The sequence below is a fragment of the Rahnella sp. EDr1-12 genome (genome assembly GCF_049206505.1).
Lineage (GTDB): Bacteria > Pseudomonadota > Gammaproteobacteria > Enterobacterales > Enterobacteriaceae > Rahnella > Rahnella rivi.
This window is the reverse complement of the sequence record NZ_JBLZNY010000004.1, coordinates 40457-61855: the sequence shown is the minus strand read 5'-3', so window position 1 is coordinate 61855 and position 21399 is coordinate 40457. Positions and strand designations below refer to the sequence as shown.

At 54.8% G+C, this 21399-nt stretch carries 21 protein-coding genes; 18 read left to right on the top strand and 3 right to left on the bottom strand.

What is annotated here, in order from left to right; genetic code table 11:
* Window positions 1-7 precede the first annotated feature (7 nt).
* The 11 genes from pilM (at window position 8) to trpS (ending at window position 10024) form a co-directional block, all read left to right on the top strand.
* A complete protein-coding gene (gene pilM, locus ACO0U8_RS17015; RefSeq protein WP_217202950.1) occupies window positions 8-847 on the top strand; it encodes a pilus assembly protein PilM in 840 nt (279 codons plus the stop codon).
* On the top strand, window positions 847-1419 hold the full coding sequence (locus ACO0U8_RS17010) for a PilN domain-containing protein (protein ID WP_421671302.1): 573 nt from the start codon (window positions 847-849) through the stop codon (window positions 1417-1419). The genes pilM and ACO0U8_RS17010 overlap by 1 nt, the downstream gene beginning before the upstream one ends.
* Window positions 1416-2261: a pilus assembly protein PilO gene (locus ACO0U8_RS17005; RefSeq protein ID WP_421671301.1), complete on the top strand. Its 846-nt coding sequence runs from the start codon at window positions 1416-1418 to the stop codon at window positions 2259-2261. Before ACO0U8_RS17010 ends, ACO0U8_RS17005 begins: the two co-directional genes overlap by 4 nt.
* Window positions 2261-3523 carry a DNA uptake porin HofQ gene (gene hofQ, locus ACO0U8_RS17000; RefSeq protein ID WP_421671397.1) on the top strand — a complete coding sequence of 421 codons (1263 nt, stop codon included), beginning with the start codon at window positions 2261-2263 and terminating at the stop codon, window positions 3521-3523. Before ACO0U8_RS17005 ends, hofQ begins: the two co-directional genes overlap by 1 nt.
* Before the next feature lie 346 nt (window positions 3524-3869).
* Window positions 3870-4391, top strand: a complete 522-nt coding sequence (aroK, locus tag ACO0U8_RS16995; RefSeq protein WP_014333540.1) for a shikimate kinase AroK — start codon at window positions 3870-3872, stop codon at window positions 4389-4391.
* Between the two features lie 57 nt (window positions 4392-4448).
* Window positions 4449-5531 (top strand): 3-dehydroquinate synthase, encoded by a 1083-nt coding sequence (aroB, locus tag ACO0U8_RS16990; RefSeq protein ID WP_056775347.1) that lies wholly within the window; start codon window positions 4449-4451, stop codon window positions 5529-5531.
* A gap of 130 nt (window positions 5532-5661) precedes the next feature.
* On the top strand, window positions 5662-6693 hold the full coding sequence (locus tag ACO0U8_RS16985; RefSeq protein WP_421671300.1) for an SPOR domain-containing protein: 1032 nt from the start codon (window positions 5662-5664) through the stop codon (window positions 6691-6693).
* Between the two features lie 80 nt (window positions 6694-6773).
* Window positions 6774-7586 (top strand): adenine-specific DNA-methyltransferase, encoded by an 813-nt coding sequence (dam, locus tag ACO0U8_RS16980; protein WP_056775343.1) that lies wholly within the window; start codon window positions 6774-6776, stop codon window positions 7584-7586.
* Window positions 7587-7637: 51 nt separating this feature from the next.
* Window positions 7638-8315, top strand: coding sequence for a ribulose-phosphate 3-epimerase (gene rpe, locus ACO0U8_RS16975; protein WP_122097303.1), 678 nt, complete (start codon window positions 7638-7640; stop codon window positions 8313-8315).
* Window positions 8308-9006, top strand: a complete 699-nt coding sequence (locus ACO0U8_RS16970; protein WP_122097304.1) for a phosphoglycolate phosphatase — start codon at window positions 8308-8310, stop codon at window positions 9004-9006. Before rpe ends, ACO0U8_RS16970 begins: the two co-directional genes overlap by 8 nt.
* Before the next feature lies 1 nt (window position 9007).
* On the top strand, window positions 9008-10024 hold the full coding sequence (trpS, locus tag ACO0U8_RS16965; protein ID WP_056775333.1) for a tryptophan--tRNA ligase: 1017 nt from the start codon (window positions 9008-9010) through the stop codon (window positions 10022-10024).
* Between the two features lie 107 nt (window positions 10025-10131).
* Here the strand turns inward: trpS and cysG are convergent, their stop codons facing one another.
* The 3 genes from cysG to nirB form a co-directional block, all read right to left on the bottom strand.
* Window positions 10132-11514: a siroheme synthase CysG gene (gene cysG, locus ACO0U8_RS16960; RefSeq protein WP_421671299.1), complete on the bottom strand. Its 1383-nt coding sequence runs from the start codon at window positions 11512-11514 to the stop codon at window positions 10132-10134.
* A 75-nt stretch (window positions 11515-11589) separates the two neighbouring features.
* Complete coding sequence (nirD, locus tag ACO0U8_RS16955; RefSeq protein WP_056775329.1) at window positions 11590-11940, bottom strand: nitrite reductase small subunit NirD; 351 nt, start codon at window positions 11938-11940, stop codon at window positions 11590-11592.
* Window positions 11937-14489: a nitrite reductase large subunit NirB gene (gene nirB, locus ACO0U8_RS16950; RefSeq protein ID WP_056775326.1), complete on the bottom strand. Its 2553-nt coding sequence runs from the start codon at window positions 14487-14489 to the stop codon at window positions 11937-11939. Before nirB ends, nirD begins: the two co-directional genes overlap by 4 nt.
* Before the next feature lie 211 nt (window positions 14490-14700).
* Between nirB and ACO0U8_RS16945 the strand changes: the two genes are divergently transcribed.
* The 7 genes from ACO0U8_RS16945 (at window position 14701) to ACO0U8_RS16915 (ending at window position 21333) form a co-directional block, all read left to right on the top strand.
* Window positions 14701-15984 (top strand): cytosine deaminase, encoded by a 1284-nt coding sequence (locus ACO0U8_RS16945; protein WP_421671298.1) that lies wholly within the window; start codon window positions 14701-14703, stop codon window positions 15982-15984.
* A gap of 144 nt (window positions 15985-16128) precedes the next feature.
* The gene (gene ppiA / locus ACO0U8_RS16940) at window positions 16129-16695 is read left to right on the top strand and encodes a peptidylprolyl isomerase A (protein ID WP_421671297.1); all 567 of its coding nucleotides are present in this window, start codon (window positions 16129-16131) and stop codon (window positions 16693-16695) included.
* Window positions 16696-16831: 136 nt separating this feature from the next.
* The gene (locus ACO0U8_RS16935) at window positions 16832-18355 is read left to right on the top strand and encodes a helicase HerA-like domain-containing protein (RefSeq protein WP_421671296.1); all 1524 of its coding nucleotides are present in this window, start codon (window positions 16832-16834) and stop codon (window positions 18353-18355) included.
* A 242-nt stretch (window positions 18356-18597) separates the two neighbouring features.
* Window positions 18598-19803 (top strand): aldose 1-epimerase family protein, encoded by a 1206-nt coding sequence (locus ACO0U8_RS16930; RefSeq protein WP_421671295.1) that lies wholly within the window; start codon window positions 18598-18600, stop codon window positions 19801-19803.
* A gap of 96 nt (window positions 19804-19899) precedes the next feature.
* Entirely contained in the window at window positions 19900-20070 is a 171-nt protein-coding gene (locus ACO0U8_RS16925; protein WP_072158094.1) for a YhfG family protein, read from the top strand.
* Complete coding sequence (locus ACO0U8_RS16920; protein WP_122097311.1) at window positions 20060-20662, top strand: putative adenosine monophosphate-protein transferase Fic; 603 nt, start codon at window positions 20060-20062, stop codon at window positions 20660-20662. The genes ACO0U8_RS16925 and ACO0U8_RS16920 overlap by 11 nt, the downstream gene beginning before the upstream one ends.
* A gap of 95 nt (window positions 20663-20757) precedes the next feature.
* Window positions 20758-21333, top strand: a complete 576-nt coding sequence (locus ACO0U8_RS16915; protein ID WP_136374712.1) for an aminodeoxychorismate synthase component II — start codon at window positions 20758-20760, stop codon at window positions 21331-21333.
* Window positions 21334-21399 lie beyond the last annotated feature (66 nt).

The window sequence follows — 21399 nt, the reverse complement described above, 5'->3', positions numbered from 1 at the left end:
GGCGAAAATGCGACTACAAGCATGGCAGGTAGGTCTGGATATTCAAGCCGGTTTTGCCCGTGCGATCGCCGTACAAAGGCGGCGTCATGGCTGGCAATTACGTCATTGGTGGCAGCATCCGCTGCCCGATTTCACGTTGCGGGAGGGCATATTACATGAGACTGCGCCACTGATCGCCATTTTATCAATTTGGCGCAAAACCTTACCCTCGACGCTGTCACTCAGAATCAGCCTCCCGGCACAGCGGATCATGCAGCAGCGTATGGCCGCGCCTGATGTGCGTATGCCTGAGCCTGCCCGCAGCGCCTTTATTTTCGCCCATGCGGCGAAACAGTTCCCCCTCAGCATCGAACATCTGGTGATGGACTATCGCGCAGACCCGTGCGGCGATAATCAGATGGTGGTCACCGCTGCCAGGCAGCAGGAAATCGAACAGTGGATGCGCTGTCTGGCGCAGGCGCAGCTTTTCCCGCAGGTGATCGAACTTGCCCCCTGTGCTCTTCAGGTTGCCGCCCATGCCGCCGGGCTTCCCGGTGACGCTTTGCTGATTCATCCTCTCGACGATGCCATTCTCTGGGCTTCGCCGCACGGTTTGCCGTTCCAGTTTGGATTATTCGATAACACTGACGCGCAGGCCGACACTTCCCTGGCAGAGCGGGTTCGTACGCAGTATCGCGCGGCGACGTTGTGTGAAGCCGGAGGCTATTACAGCGGCGAAAATCCACCGCCGTCACTGCAAAGCTGGTCGCCGCTGAGCGCTATCGGTCAGTTATCTGCACCGCTACCGGTCAGCCCCGGCGCTTTTGCTCCCGCCGTCGGGCTGGCACTGCGACATATGGATTGCTGATGCTACAGGTCAATTTATTGCCCTGGCGCAGGGTGCAGGGCCGGAAACGGCTGCGTTTCTGGCTGAACGTGACGATGTTGTTTCCGGGATTGCTGCTGGCGGGTTCTTGGATCTGTGCTGCTTTTCAGGCACAGCATCAGACACTGTTACTGCAGCATGTCGCTGCGCTGAAACTCGCTTCGCAGGCGCTGTCTCTCCAGCAACGGCGTGTGGATGCGGCATCAGCAAAGGTAAAAGAGCAGATGGCTCAGCGCCTGATAAGCCAGCAGAAGGCGCAGCGAAGCAGGGACTATCTGCAACTGCTGACGTTGCTGGCTGAAAATATGCCCGAGGATCTCCGGCTGAGTGAACTGACTGAGCATCAGAACCACCTGACGCTCAAGGGTGAAGGGCGATTTTATCACGATATTTTGGCTTTTGGTGAAACGCTCGCCGCCAGCGAATTACTCGGTGACGTCAGCCTTGCAGATGTACGTCAGCAATCCGGTCTGGCGCTGAGTTTTACCCTGAAGATGCAACTGCGTCAGCCGCCTGACGTTTTATCAGCGGATAAACAGGAGGCGCGGCCATGACGTTCTCCTTCGCCGCGCGGCTTGAACCTCTCATGCAAAGACCGGGCTGGCAGCTGGCATCAATGCTGACGTGTGCAATGTTATGCATGGCGATGATCCTATATCAGTGCGTGTTGAGTGGCATGTGGCAGCAACAGAATGATCTGGAGAAGCAGATCAAGGATATACAGCGGGTTGTGGCTCATGCCCAGGTGATATTGCTTCAGGCATCACCGCTGTCGCGCCTGGAGCAGACTCTGAAAGAAAACGTGCGGGCAGAAAATGACATTTTGCCTCTGGAGCAGCAATTCTCACAGCCACTGAAAACCTCACAAGCCACGCTGGTTCAGTGGTTGCCCGCGCCCGGCCCGCAAGGTGAACTTCATCTGAACGCGTCGTTTAGCGCGCTGATGCATTTTCTTCAGACATTGCTGCAAAAACCTTCGCATCCGGCGTTCAGTGAACTGAATCTGCGGGCGGGTGAAGACGGTCTTGCGGCCTCACTTTTATTGACGCAAACCGCCGAGGCTGCGGAAATTCCCGATGCGGCTGCCACGAGCCTTCCCGTGCGTGATCCCTTTGCTTCCACGCCAGCCCGGCCTTGTGCGGACGAAGCGCTATCTTCGGCATGGCGTTTAGGCGGGATAGTGCAGGCGGAAGGGCAGCAGTCCGGCTGGTTACTCTCGCCGGATGAAGGCTGGATAAAGGTAGAAGCAGGCGCGCAGATCGGTATGCCGCAATGGACGGTAGAAGCGCTCAGTGCGTCAAAGATCGAACTCAGCATCAGCGATATTCGCTGCGGCGAGCAGCGCCAGACCCTTCGGTTTGGTCAACCTATTGTCACTCCACGGAAAGGAAAATGATGAAACAGATTAACTATGCCGCCTGGTGGCTGCCGTTATGTTTGTGTTTTAGCGCGGCGAAGGCCGCTCAGTTGTCGCCGGTGTCACTGGAGTTTCAGACCGCGCCGGTGGAAATGGTGTTGCAGGCGCTGGCCGATACCCGGCAGCTCAATCTTATTACTGCGCCGGGCATTGAAGGGCAGATCAGCGTGAAGCTCAGGGAAGTGCCCTGGCAGCAGGCGCTGGATATTATCCTGCGCATGAACCATCTCACCAGCCAGCTGGAAGGCAACGTGCTGATGGTGTCACCTGAAATCGATCCGCTTTTACAGCAACAGAAACTCAGGGAGGCTGCCGAGCAGCAGGAAGATCAACGTCCGGTACTCAGCCTGACCGTGCCGCTGCAATATGCCGATGCCAAAGACGCGGCGCTGAGTCTGAACGCGCAAAAAGGCACGCTGCTTTCTGTAAAGGGCAGTGCGTCTGCGGATCCGCGCACCAACACACTTTTATTGCGTGATACTCAAGAAGCGCTGGATGTGGTTGCGCCGTGGGTGAAAGAGATGGATCTGCCCTTGCAGCAGGTGCAACTGGCAGCACACATCGTAACAATGAATAGCGAAAGCCTGAGGGAATTAGGCGTACGCTGGGGATTCACGGGGGAAGAGGCGATCACCAAAGCCGTGCGTATGAACAATTTCAGCATGGGGATGCCGGTAGAAAACCCGATATTTACCGCGGGATTTAATCTGGCGCACATCAGCGGACGGATACTGGATCTCGAATTGACTGCGCTTGAGCAGGAAGACAAAGTCGATATTATCGCCAGCCCGCGGTTGCTGACGGCGCATATGCAGACCGCCAGTATCAAACAGGGCACCGAAATTCCTTATCAGGTGTCCAGTGGTGCGAGTGGCAGCACCTCGATCGAATTTAAAGAAGCCGTGCTCGGTATGGAAGTGACGCCCAAAATTCAGCGTGACGGTCGCATCCAGCTGGCATTACAAATCAGCCAGAACATGCCGGGGCGGAGCATTAAACAGTCAGAAGGTGAAGCGCTGGCGATCGATAAGCAGGAAATTAAAACCCAGGTCACTGTAAAAGATGGCGAAACGATTGTACTCGGCGGAATTTTTCAACGTAAAAATCAGAACACAGATACAAAAGTGCCCGTCCTCGGCGATATTCCGGTGGTAGGTTCCTTGTTTAAACACCAGTATACGAATGAACAGCGGCGTGAGTTGGTGATTTTCATCACTCCAACCTTAATCCGCACCCGCTAAGCGGGTATTAAGTGTTAACCTAAACCGCATAATTACCTTGAGCACGTGCAACTTTTTGTGTCGTCAGAGGCTTCTGAGTTTGACGCTGCCGTCGATTTAGCTTACAAGGGTTACCGAATTAAGCACCGTGATCTTTTTTTACTGCACACACGTCGATAAAAACGTACGGTTTCCCTCCTGCGGCGTGCAATGTGATTTATTCGGTTGCCAAACTACCAAGAGTGTTGAGATAATTTTTTTCTGATCTCGCACTATCGCTCATGAGGTTTCAGTTTAGGTCCCGCCGCTAATTTGATTGGCGGGGCGGGTTATCATCAACGAAATAGTCTTAGTAATACCGAAAAACATGGCAGAGAAACGCAATATCTTTCTGGTTGGGCCTATGGGTGCCGGCAAAAGCACTATTGGTCGACAGTTAGCTCAACAACTCAATATGGAGTTTTTCGACTCCGATCACGAAATTGAGCGACGTACCGGAGCTGATGTGGGCTGGGTATTTGATTTAGAAGGCGAAGACGGCTTCCGCGACCGCGAAGAAAAAGTGATCAACGAATTGACCGAAAAACAAGGCATCGTTCTGGCAACTGGCGGGGGTTCCGTTAAATCACGTGAAACCCGTAACCGTTTGTCGGCGCGTGGCGTTGTCGTCTATCTTGAAACTACCATCGAAAAACAACTGGCGCGTACACAACGCGACAAAAAACGTCCATTATTACAAGTGAGTGCTCCGCCGCGTGAAGTGCTTGAAGCACTGGCGAGAGAACGCAATCCTTTGTATGAAGAGATTGCCGACGTCACTATTCGTACCGATGATCAAAGTGCCAAAGTCGTCGCCAACCAGATTATTAACATGCTGGAAAGTAACTGATTTTTGGTTTCTATCATTGCCTGAGGGTGTCAGTTAAAGAAGGTTACAGAGCGCGACATGGAGAGGATTACCGTAACGTTAGGGGAGCGTAGCTACCCCATTACGATTGCTGCCGGATTGTTCCACGATCCGGCTTCTTTTATGCCGGTAAAGGCAGGCGATCAGGTCATGATAGTGACCAATGAAACCCTCGCTCCTCTCTATCTGGACGGCATTCGTTCAGTGCTGGAGCAGGCAGGCGTTCGTGTTGATCAGGTGATTTTGCCTGATGGTGAACAATACAAATCCCTGACTGTTCTCAATGACGTGTTCTCCGCGCTGCTCCAAAAGCCGCACGGACGTGATACCACACTTGTCGCCCTTGGCGGCGGCGTAGTCGGTGATTTAACCGGCTTCGCTGCAGCCAGTTATCAACGCGGTGTACGCTTTGTTCAGGTGCCTACCACGTTGCTTTCTCAGGTCGATTCCTCCGTTGGCGGTAAAACGGCGGTAAACCATCCCCTCGGAAAAAACATGATCGGCGCGTTTTATCAGCCTGCGTCGGTGGTGGTTGATCTCGACTGTCTGCGCACTTTACCTGCCCGTGAAATGTCATCGGGGCTGGCGGAAGTGATCAAATACGGCATTATTTTGGATGCCGACTTCTTTGTCTGGCTTGAAGACAACATGGACGCTCTGCTGGCGCTGGATATGAACGCGCTGGCTTACTGCATCCGACGTTGCTGCGAGCTGAAAGCGGAGGTTGTCGCTGCCGATGAACGTGAAAACGGACTGCGCGCCTTGCTGAATCTGGGCCATACTTATGGCCATGCTATTGAAGCTGAAATGGGTTATGGCAACTGGCTGCACGGTGAAGCCGTGTCCGCAGGCATGATGATGGCGTGTTATACCGCCCATCGCCTCGGTCAATTCGGTCTGGGTGATATCGCCCGGGTGAAAACCTTGCTGACCCGCGCCGGTTTACCGGTCACCGGGCCACAGGTCATGAAAGCCGACGCCTATTTGCCGCACATGATGCGTGATAAGAAAGTACTGGCTGGCGAACTGCGTCTGGTTTTACCGAAAGCAATTGGACAGTCTGAAGTACGCTCCGGCGTATCGCATGAAATGGTGCTGGCTTCGATTGAAGATTGCCGTTAAACCTGTGGCCACTTTTTTGGCCAGATAACGACCGATTTTACCAATGCCCAGCAAGCGTTATATTTATTAGTCAGGATAGTTGCTCCGCGTGAGGCCTGTTTCAGGCTTTTAGCCGGGTTGGAGGTTTTAGATGGATGATTTAACACCGGAAGACGATCTCAAGCCAGACACCAGCGATCGCCGCCCACCGCGCGCGCGCAAACCGTCTCCTTCCATACCAAAGGTCGCTGTTTCCCGTCAGTACGTCATGATTGGCATCGGTATTGTGGTGCTGGTGTTGCTGATCGTAGGTATCGGCTCTGCCATGAAGTCACCGACATCGAACCAGGCTACCCAGCAGAACAACGGTCCGAAAGACATTAATCTTGCGGGCAACGACGCTGCAGCCCCGGCTCAGCCCTCCGCGCAGGCGCAAAACAACACCGCTCAGGCCGCAAATGGCCAGCAGCCGCAGAATATTGGTTTACCGCCAGTGTCCTCCACCCCAACTGAAGCACAGCCTCTGCCTGATAATGGTCAGAAAGAACGTGTGGATCTGCCGGGTGATATGGGCGATGCATTGTCTTCCCAGCAGAATCAGGTAGATGGTGTTGCGCAGGGCAGTATGGTTCAGGGTTCAGCAACCAATGGTGCTGCACAATCTCTGACCTCTCTGCCGACCGCCGCGGCGACAGTCAATGGTTCGGCGCGTACTCAGACGCCGGCCGTTTCACAACCTTCAGCTACGCATACCCGTCCGGCGCAAACTGTCCGTACCCCGCAGACCACCCATACCGCGAAACCGATTGAGCGTAAACCTGCGGCGACGGCATCGCACCCGGCCAAATCCCAGACAGCGTCAACGCCTGCCGCGTCTGCGCCAGCAGTGGCTTCAGGCAGCGCATCAGCCATTAAGTCTGCACCTGGTTCACACTTCACGCTGCAGTTAAGCGGTGCCTCTCAGGCTACTTCGCTGAACGCTTTTGCCAAACAATCAGGTTTGAAAAACTATCTGGTCTATCAGACTGCCCGTGACGGGAAGCCGTGGTATGTATTGGTCAGTGGTAACTATGCGTCTTCTGCAGAAGCCAAGCGTGCTATTGCCAGTCTGCCTGCGGAAGTTCAGGCGAAAAAACCGTGGGTTAAACCTGTACATCAGGTACAGCAAGACCTGAAAAAATGAATCTGATCTCAACGCGATTTGCTGTCTAAAAACAGGGTACAATCCGCGGCTGTGAATTGTATAAGTAGCTAACTGACGGCATGAAGAAGAACCGCGCGTTTTTGAAGTGGGCTGGCGGCAAATACCCGCTGATTGATGACATTAAACGTCATCTTCCGGCGGGAGATTGTCTGATTGAGCCTTTTGTTGGCGCGGGCTCGGTATTTTTGAATACTGAGTATGACGCCTACATTCTGGCGGATATCAACAGCGACCTGATCAACCTCTATAACATTGTGAAACTCCGCACAGACGAATTTGTGCGTGATGCCCGTGTGCTTTTCACGCCTGAGTATAATGATTCAGATCGTTTTTACGTCCTGAGGGCTGAGTTCAATGCCAGCAGCGACCCTTATCGTCGTTCGGTACTTTTCCTCTATTTGAACCGCCATTGTTACAACGGCCTGTGTCGCTATAACCTCAGCGGAGCGTTTAATGTGCCTTTTGGCCGTTATAAAAAACCGTATTTTCCGGAAGAAGAACTCCACTGGTTTGCTGAAAAAGCCAAAAATGCGGTTTTCGTGTGCGAGCATTATCAGGACACGTTGCTGAAAGCGGAGTCTGGCTCGGTGGTTTATTGCGATCCACCTTATGCGCCACTTTCTGCTACTGCGAATTTTACGGCGTATCACACCAACAGCTTTAGCATGGACGATCAGCGCAATCTGGCGCGCCTGGCGCAGCAGCTCTCGAATGAGAATGCGGTACCGGTGCTGATCTCCAACCACGAAACACCACTTACGCTGGAATGGTACGCAGAAGCGGAACTGCATCGCGTCTCTGCGCGTCGTACTATCAGCAGCAATGTTGCTCAACGCAGCAAAGTGAACGAACTTTTAGCGTTGTATCGCTGATTGCCGGTTTGCGCCGCAGTCAACAGGTAACCTTATCGTTTGGAGAAGCGGATGAAACAGTTTTTGATTGCACCGTCGATTCTGTCTGCCGACTTTGCCCGTCTGGGTGAAGACACGGCAAAGGCACTGGCTGCGGGTGGAGACGTCGTACATTTCGATGTAATGGATAACCACTACGTACCGAATTTAACGATGGGGCCTGCGATCCTCAAAGCACTGCGCGATTACGGCATCACAGCACCGATCGATGTTCATCTGATGGTAAAACCGGTGGATCGTCTGGTGCCTGATTTTGCTGAAGCGGGCGCGACGTACATTACTTTCCATCCGGAAGCCTCTGAGCACGTTGACCGCACTTTGCAACTGATCAAAAGCCACGGCTGTAAAGCCGGTCTGGTCTTTAATCCGGCCACCTCGCTGAGCTATCTCGACTATGTGATGGATAAACTGGATGTGATCCTGCTGATGTCGGTCAACCCCGGCTTTGGCGGTCAGTCCTTTATTCCGGGCACGCTGGATAAACTGCGTCAGGTGCGCAAGATTATTGATGCGAGCGGTTACGACATTCGACTGGAAGTGGATGGCGGCGTGAAAGCGGAAAATATCCGTGAGATTGCTGCTGCGGGCGCCGACATGTTTGTCGCCGGTTCAGCCATCTTCAATCAGCCAGATTACGGCACCGTCATTGACCACATGCGCAGCGAGCTGGCGAAGGTTTCCCATGACTGACACTCTGGCTGCGCGTGGTCTGGCATTTGATTTAGACGGCACGCTGGTCGACAGCGCGCCGGGTCTGGCCGAGGCCGTGGATCTGGCTTTGCGTGATGTCGGTTTACCGGCCGCTGGCGTTGCGCGCCTCAGCACCTGGATTGGCAACGGTGCCGACGTCATGGTTGAACGCGCCGTCCGCTGGGCCGAAGGCGATATGTCGCCAGAATTTCTGCAGAATGTGCGTAATAAATTTGATCACTATTATGCCGGTACCGCCGCAGGCGGCAGCCGTTTATACCCTCAGGTCAAAGAGACGCTGGCCGCACTGGCCGCGGCGGGGCTGCCAATGGGGCTGGTGACCAATAAACCGACGCCTTTCATCGCGCCTTTGCTGCAATCGCTGGGTATCGACAGTTATTTCACCGTCGTGATTGGCGGCGATGACGTCGTGGCAAAAAAACCGCATCCGGCGCCGGTCTATATGACCCTGGCGTTGCTCGGACTGCGTGCCAGTGAAATGGTGTTTGTCGGTGATTCACGCAATGATATTCATGCTGCACAGGCCGCTGGCTGTCCGTGCGTCGGCATGACATACGGTTATAACTACGGTGAAACTATCGCGCTGACCAAACCCGATCGCGTACTGGAGAATTTCGCCGACCTTCTGCCCACCTTGGGGCTGTCATCTTTAAAAGATCAGGAAGCATAAAATGAGTAAACCCATCGTATTTAGTGGCGCACAGCCCTCCGGCGAATTGACCATTGGCAACTACATGGGTGCGCTGCGTCAGTGGGTCAAAATGCAGGACGATTACGAATGCATTTACTGCATCGTCGATTTGCATGCGATCACCGTGCGCCAGGATGCGGAAAAGCTGCGTAAAGCAACGCTCGACACGCTGGCACTGTATCTGGCCGTCGGTATTGATCCGAAGAAAAGCACGATCTTCGTGCAGTCTCATGTTCCTGAACATACGCAACTGAGCTGGGCGCTGAACTGCTACACCTATTTCGGTGAGCTGGGTCGCATGACGCAGTTTAAAGACAAATCAGCGCGTTACGAGACGTCCAACAGCGAAAGTATCACCGCCGGTCTGTTCGATTATCCGGTGCTGATGGCGGCCGATATTCTGCTGTACCAGACCAATCAGGTGCCGGTCGGTGAAGACCAGAAACAGCATCTGGAACTGAGCCGCGATATCGCCAGCCGTTTCAACGCGATTTACGGTGACGTGTTTACCGTGCCTGAGCCGTTCATTCCGAAATCCGGTGCGCGCGTGATGTCATTGCAGGAACCGACCAAGAAGATGTCCAAGTCGGATGACAACCGTAAAAACGTGATTGGCCTGCTGGAAGATCCGAAAGCGGTCACCAAGAAAATCAAAAGCGCGATGACGGATTCCGAAGAGCCACCGGTCATCCGTTACGACATTAAAAATAAGCCGGGCGTTTCAAACCTGCTGGATATCCTTTCCGGTGTCACCGGCAAAGCGATTCCAGAGCTGGAAGCTGAATTTGAAGGTCAGATGTATGGTCATCTGAAAGGTGCGGTGGCCGAAGCTGTTTCAGGTATGCTGACCGACGTGCAAGAGCGTTTTAACCGCTTCCGCAGCGACGAAGCTTACCTGCAAGAGGTGATGAAAGAAGGTGCTGAGAAAGCCCGCGCCCGCGCCAGCGTGACGCTGAAGAAAGCTTATGAAGCGATTGGTTTTGTTACGCTGCCATAATCCCTGACTTCGCTGTGAACACAAAAACCACGTCTTCCTGACGTGGTTTTTTGCTTTCAACACCTTACAACATCGGTGAAAGATACAGGCAACGTTGCGCTGGCATGTCAGTTCTGCGTTTTACTGGCAAACCAGTTCAGTTTTTCCCGCAGGCTTACCACGCTGCCGACGATAATCAGGCTCGGGCTTTGCACCTGTTTTGCCAGATTGCCCAGTTCAGTCAGCACGCCGGTCACGACCCGCTGCTGCTGGCTGGTGCCGTTTTCCACCAGCGCGACGGGCGTTTCTGCGGCCAGACCATTTTCCAGTAAACGGCGCTGTATTTCACCGGCCTGCGTCAGCCCCATATAAAACACCAGCGTTTGCTGGCTTTGCGCCATGCAGGCCCAGTCCAGAATGCCGTCCTGCTTTGCATGGCCGGTGATCAGCCGCACGCTTTGCGCGTGGTCACGGTGAGTCAGCGGAATGCCGCTGTAGGCTGAACAACCGGAAGCCGCCGTGATACCCGGCACCACGGAAAACGCGATTCCCGCGGCTTTCAGTGCTTCCAGTTCCTCGCCGCCACGGCCAAAGATGAACGGATCGCCACCTTTTAGCCGGACAACGCGTTTGCCCATCTGCGCCTGTTCCAGCAGGATTTCATTGATACGCTCCTGCGGTACGCAGTGGTGTCCGGCACGCTTGCCGACGAAAATCCGCTCGGCGTCACGGCGCACCAGATTCAGCACGCCATCGGAAACCAGCCGGTCGTAAACCACCACGTCGGCCAGCTGCATTTGCTGCAAGCCTTTGAGCGTCAGTAATCCGGCGTCGCCTGGCCCGGCGCCCACCAGAACCACTTCGCCGTGTTTATCTACCGGTTCGCTGAACAGCTCTTCGATAAATTGCGCGCTTTGTGCTTCATCGTTGTTAGCCAGAGACTGCGCCAGACGATGATGATTAAACAACTTTTCCCACCAGCGGCGGCGTTCGGACATCTCGCTGAACTGGTTTTTGACCCGTGCGCGTAATCCGCCCGCTACCTGCGCCAGTTTGCCCAGATGCAGCGGCAGTATAGCCTCCAGACGCTCACGCAGCAGGCGCGCCAGCACCGGTGCATTACCGCCGGAGGAGACGGCAATCATCAGCGGCGAACGGTCGATAATCGACGGCATGATCACGCTGGCACGTTCCGGGGCATCCACCACGTTACAGAACACGCGACGGTGTTCGGCGGCGTCACTGACTTCCTGATTCACCAAATCGGAATCGGTAGCGGCCACGACCAGCCATTTTTCGTCCACCAGCAGCGGGGAGAATTCGCCGCGCAACAGGCGGACTTTGCCTTCATCAGCCCAGATCTGAAATTGCTGTGTAAAGGTGAGGGCGTTTACCGTCAGTTTTGCACCGGCTTCCAGCAGCAGGCGGGCTTTACGTTCTGCCACGTCACCGGCACCAACCAGCAAACAGGCTCTGTTTTTTAACTGACAAAAGAGGGGCAGGTAATCCATGGGCGCTTCTCTATCAAACGGATGTGGCGAAACAGATAAAAACGCCGCCCGGAGGCGGCGTGGACGGTGCGGAGTTTAACAGCGCTCAGCCTGAAGACGGGCGGTATTGATTTCCACATTCCCGTCGCGCACGCGCACGTCATAGGCCGGGATCGAATACTGATCGTCTTCCATGCACAAGCCATCGCTCAGGCGAAAATGCTGTTTTTTCAGCGGGCTTGCCACCCACAGCTCGCCCTGATGCTCCGCGATAATTCCGCGTGAGAGCACACTGGCCTGCGCAAACGGGTCGAGGTTCGACAGGGCAAAGATCTGCTCGTCAGCGTAAGGGCGGAACAGGGCAACCTGTTGATCGCCCGCGAGCGCGCAGACGCCACAACCCGGTAAGATCTGCTCAACAGAACAAAGCGTTAACCACTGGCTCATAATACTTCCTCCCCGTCGGCGAGTTGTTTCACCGGGATACGTTCGTCAGGCCGCGCCGGACGATGTTGCTGACGTTCACCGACGAACTGCACGTTCGGGTCACGCTGGCTGCTGTTGATAAAGTGGCTAAAGCGGGTTTGCGCCGCCGGGTCGTTCAGCGTTTCCTGCCATTCACATACGGCTGAATCACGCAGGCGTGTCAGCTCGGCTTCCAGCTGATCGTTCAGGCCCAGTTTGTTGTCGATGATAACTTTGCGCAGGTAAACAATTCCGCCTTCAAGGTTGTCCATCCAGACCGAGGTGCGTTGCAGTTTATCGGCGGTGCGGATGTAGAACATCATGAAGCGGTCGAGATAACGCAGCAGAGTCTCGTTATCCAGATCGGCTGCCAGCAAATCACCGTGGCGCGGTTTCATGCCGCCGTTGCCGCAGACATACAGGTTCCAGCCGTTTTCCGTCGCAATAATCCCGACGTCTTTGCCCTGTGCTTCAGAACATTCACGGGTACAGCCGGAAACGCCGAATTTCATCTTGTGCGGCGTACGGATGCCTTTGTAACGGTGTTCCAGGCTGATGCCGAAACCGAGGCTGTCGCCGACGCCGTAACGGCACCAGGTGCTGCCGACGCAGGTTTTCGCCATGCGCAATGCTTTGGCGTAAGCCTGACCGGTTTCGAACCCGGCGTTAATCAGTTTCTGCCAGATGGCTGGCAAATCGTCTTTTTGCGCGCCGAACATCCCGATGCGCTGCGAGCCGGTGATTTTGGTGTAAAGATTGTATTCCGCCGCGATTTCGCCAATTGCCTGCAAACCTTGTGGTGTGATTTCACCGCCCGGCGAACGAGGAATGACGGAATAAGTGCCGTCTTTCTGCATGTTGGCGAGGAACACGTCGTTGGTGTCCTGCAGCGGCGTGTGCTGTGCTTTAAGCACGTAATCATTCCAGCAGGAAGCCAGCAGCGAGCCGACGGTCGGTTTACAGACTTCGCAGCCGTAGCCTTTGCCGTATTTATTCAGTAAATCATCGAACGAACGGATGCCTTCGACGCGGATCAGGTGATACAGCTCCTGACGTGAATACGCGAAGTGTTCGCACAGGTGATGATTCACTTCGATGCCTTGCTTACTCAGTTCAGCATTCAGCACCTGAGTGACCAGCGGAATACAGCCGCCGCAGCCGGTACCGGCTTTGGTGGCCGATTTCAGTGCTGCTACGGTATGGCAGCCGCCCTGAACCGCTTTGATGATGTCGCCTTTCGTGACGTCGAAGCAGGAGCAGATTTGCGCGCTTTCCGGCAGGGCATCGGTGCCGATCACCGCACCGCCGCTGCCTGCGTGGGCGGGCAGGATCAGCGCATCCGGGTTTTCCGGCAGCGGAATGTTGTTCAGCACCAGTTGCAGCAGATTGCCATAATCGCTGGTATCGCCCACCAGCACAGCGCCGAGCAGCGTTTTATTGTCTTCGCTGACCACCAGACGCTTATACAGCGCCTTGTTCTCGTCGAGGTATACATAACTGCGTGCCCCCGGCGTGCGGGCGTGAGCGTCGCCAATACCGGCCACATCGACGCCTAACAGTTTCAGTTTGGCGCTCATGTCTGCTCCGGTGAACGCGTTTTCGCGACCCAGTAAATGGTCGGCGGTGACTTGCGCCATTTTGTAGCCCGGCGCCACCAGGCCGAAAGTCCGCTGATTCCACGACGCACATTCGCCGATGGCGTACACGTCCGGATCGCTGGTCTGGCACTGGTCGTTAATCACAATGCCACCGCGCTGGGCGATCTCTAAATCGCACTGGCGCGCCAGTTTGTCCTGCGGGCGGATACCGGTGGAGAACACGATAAAATCGACTTCGAGGAAGGTGCCGTCGGCAAACTCCATCGTCTTACGGGCGGCGGTGCCACCCTGAACAATCTGTTTGGTATTTTTTGCGGTGTGGACGCGTACGCCCATGCTTTCGATTTTCTGGCGCAGCTGACTGCCGCCCATCACATCGAGCTGTTCAGCCATCAGGCCGGGGGCGAATTCGACCACGTGGGTTTCCACGCCGAGGTTTTTCAAGGCGCCGGCGGCTTCGAGGCCGAGCAAACCGCCGCCGACCACGGCGCCGCGTTTACTGCGACGGGCGCAGGATTCGATAGCGTGTAAATCTTCAATGGTGCGGTAAACGAAGCAATCCTGGCCATCGGAACCAAGGATCGGAGGCACCCACGGGTAGGAGCCCGTCGCGATAATCAGTTTGTCGTAAACCACCGTGCGGCCGCTGCTGGAGTGGATCACTTTCTCTTTGCGGTTCAGCGTGATGGCGCGTTCGCCAATCAGCACATTGACGTTATGCTTCTCGTAGAACCCTTCACGTACCAGTGACAACTCTTCGGCGGTATGGTGGGAGAAATAGGAGGAGAGATGGACGCGGTCATAGGCCACGCGCGGTTCTTCACAAAATACCGTGATCTCGAACTGGCCCGGCTCTGCTTTATCCAGTAAGTCTTCGATAAAGCGATGGCCGACCATGCCGTTACCAATAATCGCGAGTCTGACTTTGCTCATAATTGCCTCAATTTTGATTTTCTAAGGCTAAACATAACGCGCGCGTAACAGGGGGTATTGATGCAAATCAAGCCGCTCCCAATATACTCCTTAGGTAGTATTTGTCTGATTTTGTTAGGTTTTTATGTAACCTTTCGATTTATAAACAGTTTCGGGCTATTGTTCTGTTATTGCATTTCCTCAAACACTTTCTGAAACCACGAGGTAGAGCGTGACGAAAACCCCTTTGCGTACCATTAAAAATGTCCGGATGCCTGACCGCGAAGGTCTGTGGCAGATCGATATCGAAGACGGCGTTGTTCGCCAGATTATTTCCCAGCCTGACAGTGACGCACAGGGTGACCACATCCTGGACGCGCAGGGGGGGCTGGCAATCCCGCCGTTTATCGAGCCGCATATCCATCTCGACACCACACAAACCGCCGGTCAGCCCGCGTGGAATCAGTCTGGTACGCTGTTTGAAGGGATTGAACGCTGGGCAGAGCGTAAGGCGCTGCTTTCGCATGAGGACGTCAAACAACGCGCCTGGCAGACGCTGAAGTGGCAGATCGCTAACGGCATCCAGCATGTGCGCACGCACGTGGACGTGTCCGATCCAACGCTCACCGCGCTCAAAGCCATGCTGGAGGTGAAAGCCGAAGTCGCGCCGTGGGTGACGCTGCAAATCGTGGCCTTTCCGCAGGAAGGCATTATGTCCTACCCGAACGGTGAAGCTCTGCTGGAAGAGGCGCTGAAGCTGGGGGCCGACGTCGTCGGGGCTATTCCGCACTTTGAATTCACCCGCGAATACGGCGTGGAATCGCTGCACAAAACCTTCGCGCTGGCGAAAAAATACAACAAGCTTATCGACGTGCATTGCGATGAGATTGACGACGAACAATCGCGCTTTGTGGAAACCGTCGCCGCGCTGGCGTTACGTGAAAACATGGGCGAACGCGTGACCGCCAGCCACACCACCGCGATGCACTCTTACAACGGCGCATACACCTCGCGTCTGTTCCGTTTGCTGAAAATGTCAGGTATCAACTTTGTCGCCAATCCGCTGGTGAATATCCACCTGCAGGGCCGGTTCGATACTTACCCTAAACGGCGCGGTATCACGCGGGTGAAAGAGATGCTGGAGGCGGGGATTAACGTCTGTTTCGGCCACGATGATGTGTTTGACCCGTGGTACCCGCTGGGCACCGCCAATATGTTGCAGGTACTGCATATGGGGCTGCACGTTTGCCAGCTGATGGGCTATCAGCAAATTGACGACGGCCTGAAGCTCATCACCATCTACAGCGCGCGTACCATGAATTTGCAAGGCTATGACCTGAAGGCAGGCAATGCGGCCAGCCTGGTGATTTTAGCGGCGGAGAGTGGTTTCGATGCCGTGCGCCGCCAGACGCCGGTGCGGTTCTCTGTTCGTCAGGGCGTGGTGATTGCGCAAACTCAGCCTGCACAAACCCTCATTCATCTTGAGCAAGATTATCCCGTAGATTTCAACAGTTAAACGCGCGAAAAATCTTATGTAATATTTTGAAATAACTGAATAATTAGCCTTGAGCGTAAATAAAGGTAAAGGTCTGGCGCTGAGCGTAAAGGCTCTTTAGAATCAGTAAGATCTGCTGTTTGTATTCACGAGAAAGGAACCGTCATGTTTAAACGTACTTTAGTGGCCTTAACTGCGCTGCTATCCCTGACTGCTGTGTCGCCAGTTTTTGCTGCCGGTGAAACTCACGTAATGCTGACGACTTCAGCAGGGAATATCGAACTGGAACTCGACAGTGCGAAAGCACCGGTTTCTGTGAAGAATTTTGTTGATTACGCCCAGAGCGGTTTCTATAACAACACCGTATTCCATCGCGTAATCCCAGGTTTTATGGTGCAGGGCGGCGGCTTCTCCGCGGACATGCAGCAGAAAGCCGCCAAAGCACCTATCAAGAACGAAGCGGATAACGGCCTGCGTAACCTGCGCGGCACCGTCGCGATGGCGCGTACCGCCGATAAAGACAGCGCCACCAGCCAGTTCTTCATCAACGTGGCAGACAACGCCTTCCTCGATCACGGCCAGCGTGATTTCGGTTACGCCGTTTTCGGTAAAGTCGTCAAAGGGATGGATATTGTAGACAAGATGTCTCAGGTCAAAACCGACAACGTCGGCCCTTACCAGAACGTCCCGACAACGCCTATCGTGATCTTGTCTGCGAAAGTGCTGCCATAAGCTTTATTTCCGACCCTTTTGTTCCTTTCTATAAAGCCTCCGGATCCGGGGGCTTTTTCATGTCCATTTCTTGACGCCCATCCCGCTGACGAATAGGTTTTAATAAACGCCCCGCGCCCACGTCAAGGATAATGAAATGAGTGAAGCCCGTCTGATTGCGAAAGCCATGAGTGAAGGTCAACCGTTACAGGATCTGGTGATCCTGCCTGCGCTGGCGAACCGGCATGGTCTGATTACCGGCGCGACCGGCACCGGTAAAACCGTCACGCTGCAACGCATGGCCGAGCAGTTTTCGCGCATCGGCATTCCGGTTTTTCTGGCCGATGTGAAAGGGGATTTATCAGGGATTGGCGCCGCAGGTGTGCCTTCAGAAAAACTCACCGCGCGCCTGAATAACATCGGCGTGACCGACTGGCAGCCGCAGGCGTGCAGCATTATTCCATGGGATATTTTTGGCGAAAAAGGCCATCCGATCCGCGCCACGGTTTCAGATCTCGGCCCGCTGTTGCTGGCGCGTTTGTTGGACCTTAATGAGGTGCAGAGCGGCGTATTGCAGCTGGTGTTTAAGATTGCCGACGACAACGGCCTGTTGCTGCTCGACATGAAAGATTTGCGTGCCATGGTGCAGTTTGCCGGCGAGAACGCGAAACAGTTCCAGACGCAGTACGGCAATATTTCCACAGCGTCCATCGGGGCTATCCAGCGCGGGCTGCTGACGCTGGAAGGTCAGGGCGCCAACCAGTTCTTCGGCGAGCCGATGCTGGAGATCAATGACCTGATGAAAACCGATAAAAACGGCCACGGTGTGATCAATCTGCTGGCGGCGGAGAAGCTGATTAATCAGCCGAAACTCTACTCGGTTTTTCTGTTGTGGCTGCTGGCCGAGCTGTTCGAACATCTGCCTGAAGTGGGCGATCCGGAACAGCCGAAGCTGGTGTTTTTCTTTGATGAAGCGCATCTGCTGTTCAATGACGCGCCGCAGGCATTGCTGACCAAAATCGAGCAGGTGGTGCGTCTGATCCGCTCGAAAGGCGTCGGGATTTACTTCGTCACGCAGAATCCGCTGGATATTCCAGACAGCGTGCTCGGGCAGCTCGGCAACCGTGTGCAGCATGCCCTGCGCGCCTTTACGCCGCGTGACCAGAAAGCGGTGAAGGCGGCGGCACAAACGCTGCGCGCCAATCCGGCGTTTGATGCTGAAACGGCAATTACCGAACTGGGCGTGGGCGAAGCGCTGGTGTCATTCCTGGATGAAAAAGGGCGTCCTGAGGTGGTGCAGCGGGCGATGGTGATCGCGCCTGAATCTAAAATGGGCATGCTGGGCGATGACGAACGCAATAAAGCCATCAATCAGTCGCCGCTGTATGGCCGCTACGAAGACAGCATTGACCGGGAATCCGCTTACGAAAAAATCACCGCACAGGGTTTTGGCACCGTCGCCACGCCCCAATCAACCGCCTCCACCAAAACTGCGGCGGAAGGTGCTTCCGGCGGCGGGCTGATGGGCGGCCTGAACGATCTGCTGTTCGGCAGCACCGGCCCGCGCGGTGGCAAACGCGACGGCGTGGTGCAGGTGGCGGCGAAAAGTATTGCGCGCGACCTGGGGCGTCAGATTTTACGCGGAGTGCTCGGCTCCATTATGGGTGGCCGTAAAAAATAACGCTCTTCACTTAACAGGAGTAGCTGAACCGCGTCAGCTTCTCCTGTTCAATTCCCGCCTGACCTCGCATTTTTGAGTGCAACATTCCCTTTGTGACATCTTAATGTGTCGTTCAAAGCACGTTACTGTGGCCGTTTTTGATGAAAAACCCGGCGAAGTGAAGGCTGTCACGTTTTTCACCTGACGGGCTTTGTAGGCTGAATTGCTTTTGGGCTAAATCAATTCAGCAAAAAGGAGTGAATGTGAAAAAATTACTCGTAACCGGGATCGTGATGGGGCTTTTTTCGTGGCAGGCTGCTGCACAAACTATTGTGCTGACGGATGCTGAAGCCGGTACGGAACTGGGAAACTGGAAGACTGACAGCAAAAAGCTGAATCTTGCCGGCGCGGATTTCAGCATCGAACAAAAAGTACTGCATGGCGGCAAGCAGGAAGGCTCCAAAGTCATCACTATCGCCAGTAAAGGGCTGACAATCGCCCTCAGCCCGACGCGCGGGATGGATTTACTGCACGTCACCGGCGATAACATTCGTTTAGGCTGGGATTCGCCGGTTCAGGAAGTGGTGAACCCGGCGTATATCAATCTGGAAAGCCGTAACGGTGTGGGCTGGCTGGAAGGTTTCAACGAAATGATGGTGCGCTGCGGCTTTGAATGGACCGGCCATCCGGTGACTGCCGACGGTATGATTTACACCTTGCATGGCCGCGCAGGCAATACGCCCGCGTCGAAGGTAGAAATTGAGATTGCCGACAAAGCGCCGTTTGAAATCACCGTACGCGGCCTGCTGAAAGAGAACACCTTTAAGAAAGCCAGGCTCGAAACCTGGACAGAGTTGCGTTACGTGCCGGGCAGTCAGTCCTGGACTATCCATGACACGCTGACCAACGCCTCTGACTATCCGCACGATTATCAGATCATCTATCACAGCAACTTTGGTCAGCCGATCCTTGAACAGGGTGCCCGCTTTATCGCGCCGCTGAAGTCCATTTCACCGTTCAATGACTACGCCAAAAAAGGGCTGACCGACTGGCAAACCTACGCCGGGCCGACCAAAGGCTTCGACGAAATGGTGTTTAACATGGTGCCGCTGGCGGATGCACAGGGCAAAACCGTGGCCGGGGTGGTCAACAAAGCGGGTGATAAAGGCGCATCGATTGAGTTCGACACCCATCAGTTGCCACTGCTGACGCTGTGGAAAAACACCGACACGCTGAAACAAGGTTACGTCACCGGCATCGAACCGGGCACCAATTACGCCTATCCGGTGACCATCGAACGTAAGCAAGGCCGCGTTAAACAGTTGCAGCCGGGCCAGAGCACGGTGTTTGAGCTGAAATACTCACTGCTGCCGGATGCCAAAGCCGTTCAGCAGCTTGAGCAACGGGTGAAAACGTTGCAGGGCGAACAGAAAACGGAGGTCAGCGATCAACCGATCGCCGTTGAATAATCTGAGTTTAGGGCGCCGCACGTGGCGCCCTTTTTTCTCTGTCTATACTTAACTCCACAAGGTATGCGCCCTAATGGCTGTGCCAGGGAGGAAACGATGGCGAAGAAAACCACGCTCAGACAGCAGGAAAAACTCTTTCGGGAACGGCAGCGGCAAAACTTTCAGGCCAGCAGCGCGCTGGATGGCCTGCAGGTTGAGGTCGTCACGTTAGATAACGACCAGATTGCACAGCGTCTGGCCGAGCTGAGGGGGCACTATGAACGATAAACTGGTGGCCGGTGCCGACCCTTACTACTATCGCGGCATTAACGTATTGAAAAACAGGCTGGAAATCCGCGAGGCGCACCGCCTGCGGGAAGCTGAGCTGGCCTTCACGGCGTTGCGGGCGGCAGTGATGCCCCTCGGCCCCTCGGTAATGGGGCTGCCGCACCTGTGCGCCATCCATCTGTCCCTGTTTCAGGATATCTATCCGTGGGCGGGCGAGTTCCGCGAAATCGATATCTATAAAGACGACACCCAGTTTTGCCATTTTGGCTACATCGAAAAGGAAGGCAATGCCCTGATGCAGGAACTGGAAGACGAAGAGTTTCTCGTCGGCCTGCCGCTTGATCAGTTTGCCGAACGGCTGGCGCATTACTACACCGGACTGAACTTGCTGCATCCTTTCCGCGACGGCAACGGGCGCGCACTGAGGATTTTCACCGAGCAGCTGGTTATCCATGCCGGTTATGACATTCAGTGGGCGAATGTTGGAAGGGAGCGGTGGATAGAGGCCAACAAAACTGCCGTGTTTGGCGATGAATCTGATCTGGTGGCGATTTTCAGCACCGTGATCAGCGAAATTGCCGATGACCACTGACTTTCTGCCGGTAAAACATTCCCAGAAAGTGCTGAAGCCTGTACGGAAAAATGCGTAGAATTGCCCGGTAAATTTTCGACTTTACCGGGAACACTATGCTGCTGCTGATCGACAACTACGACTCCTTTACTTACAACCTCTATCAGTATTTTTGCGAGCTGGGCGCAGAGGTGAAAGTGATGCGTAACGATCAGCTGACCCTCGCCGATATTGAGCAGCTCTCGCCGTCGCATCTGGTGATTTCCCCCGGCCCCTGCACGCCCGATCAGGCCGGGATTTCCCTGAAAGCCATTACGCATTTCTCGACGCGCTTGCCGGTGCTGGGCGTATGCCTTGGGCATCAGGCGATGGCACAGGCATTCGGTGCGAACATCGTGCGCGCCCGTCAGGCGATTCACGGCAAAACGTCACCCATCCGCCACACCGGCAACAGCGTGTTTAGCGGGCTGAATAACCCGCTGACCGTCACGCGTTATCACTCTCTGGTGATTGCCCCCGACACGCTGCCAGACTGTTTTGATGTCACCGCGTGGACAGAACGTGAAGGCGCCCGCGACGAAATCATGGGCATCATGCACAAAACCCTTCCGCTGCATGGCGTTCAGTTCCATCCGGAAAGCATTCTGAGCGAACAGGGGCACCAGCTTCTGAATAATTTCCTTAAAATCTAATCAGTTAATTCTGCCGAAAAAATTACTTACCCATCAGGTGCGATTACCGTTTGCCTGTTTGTGATT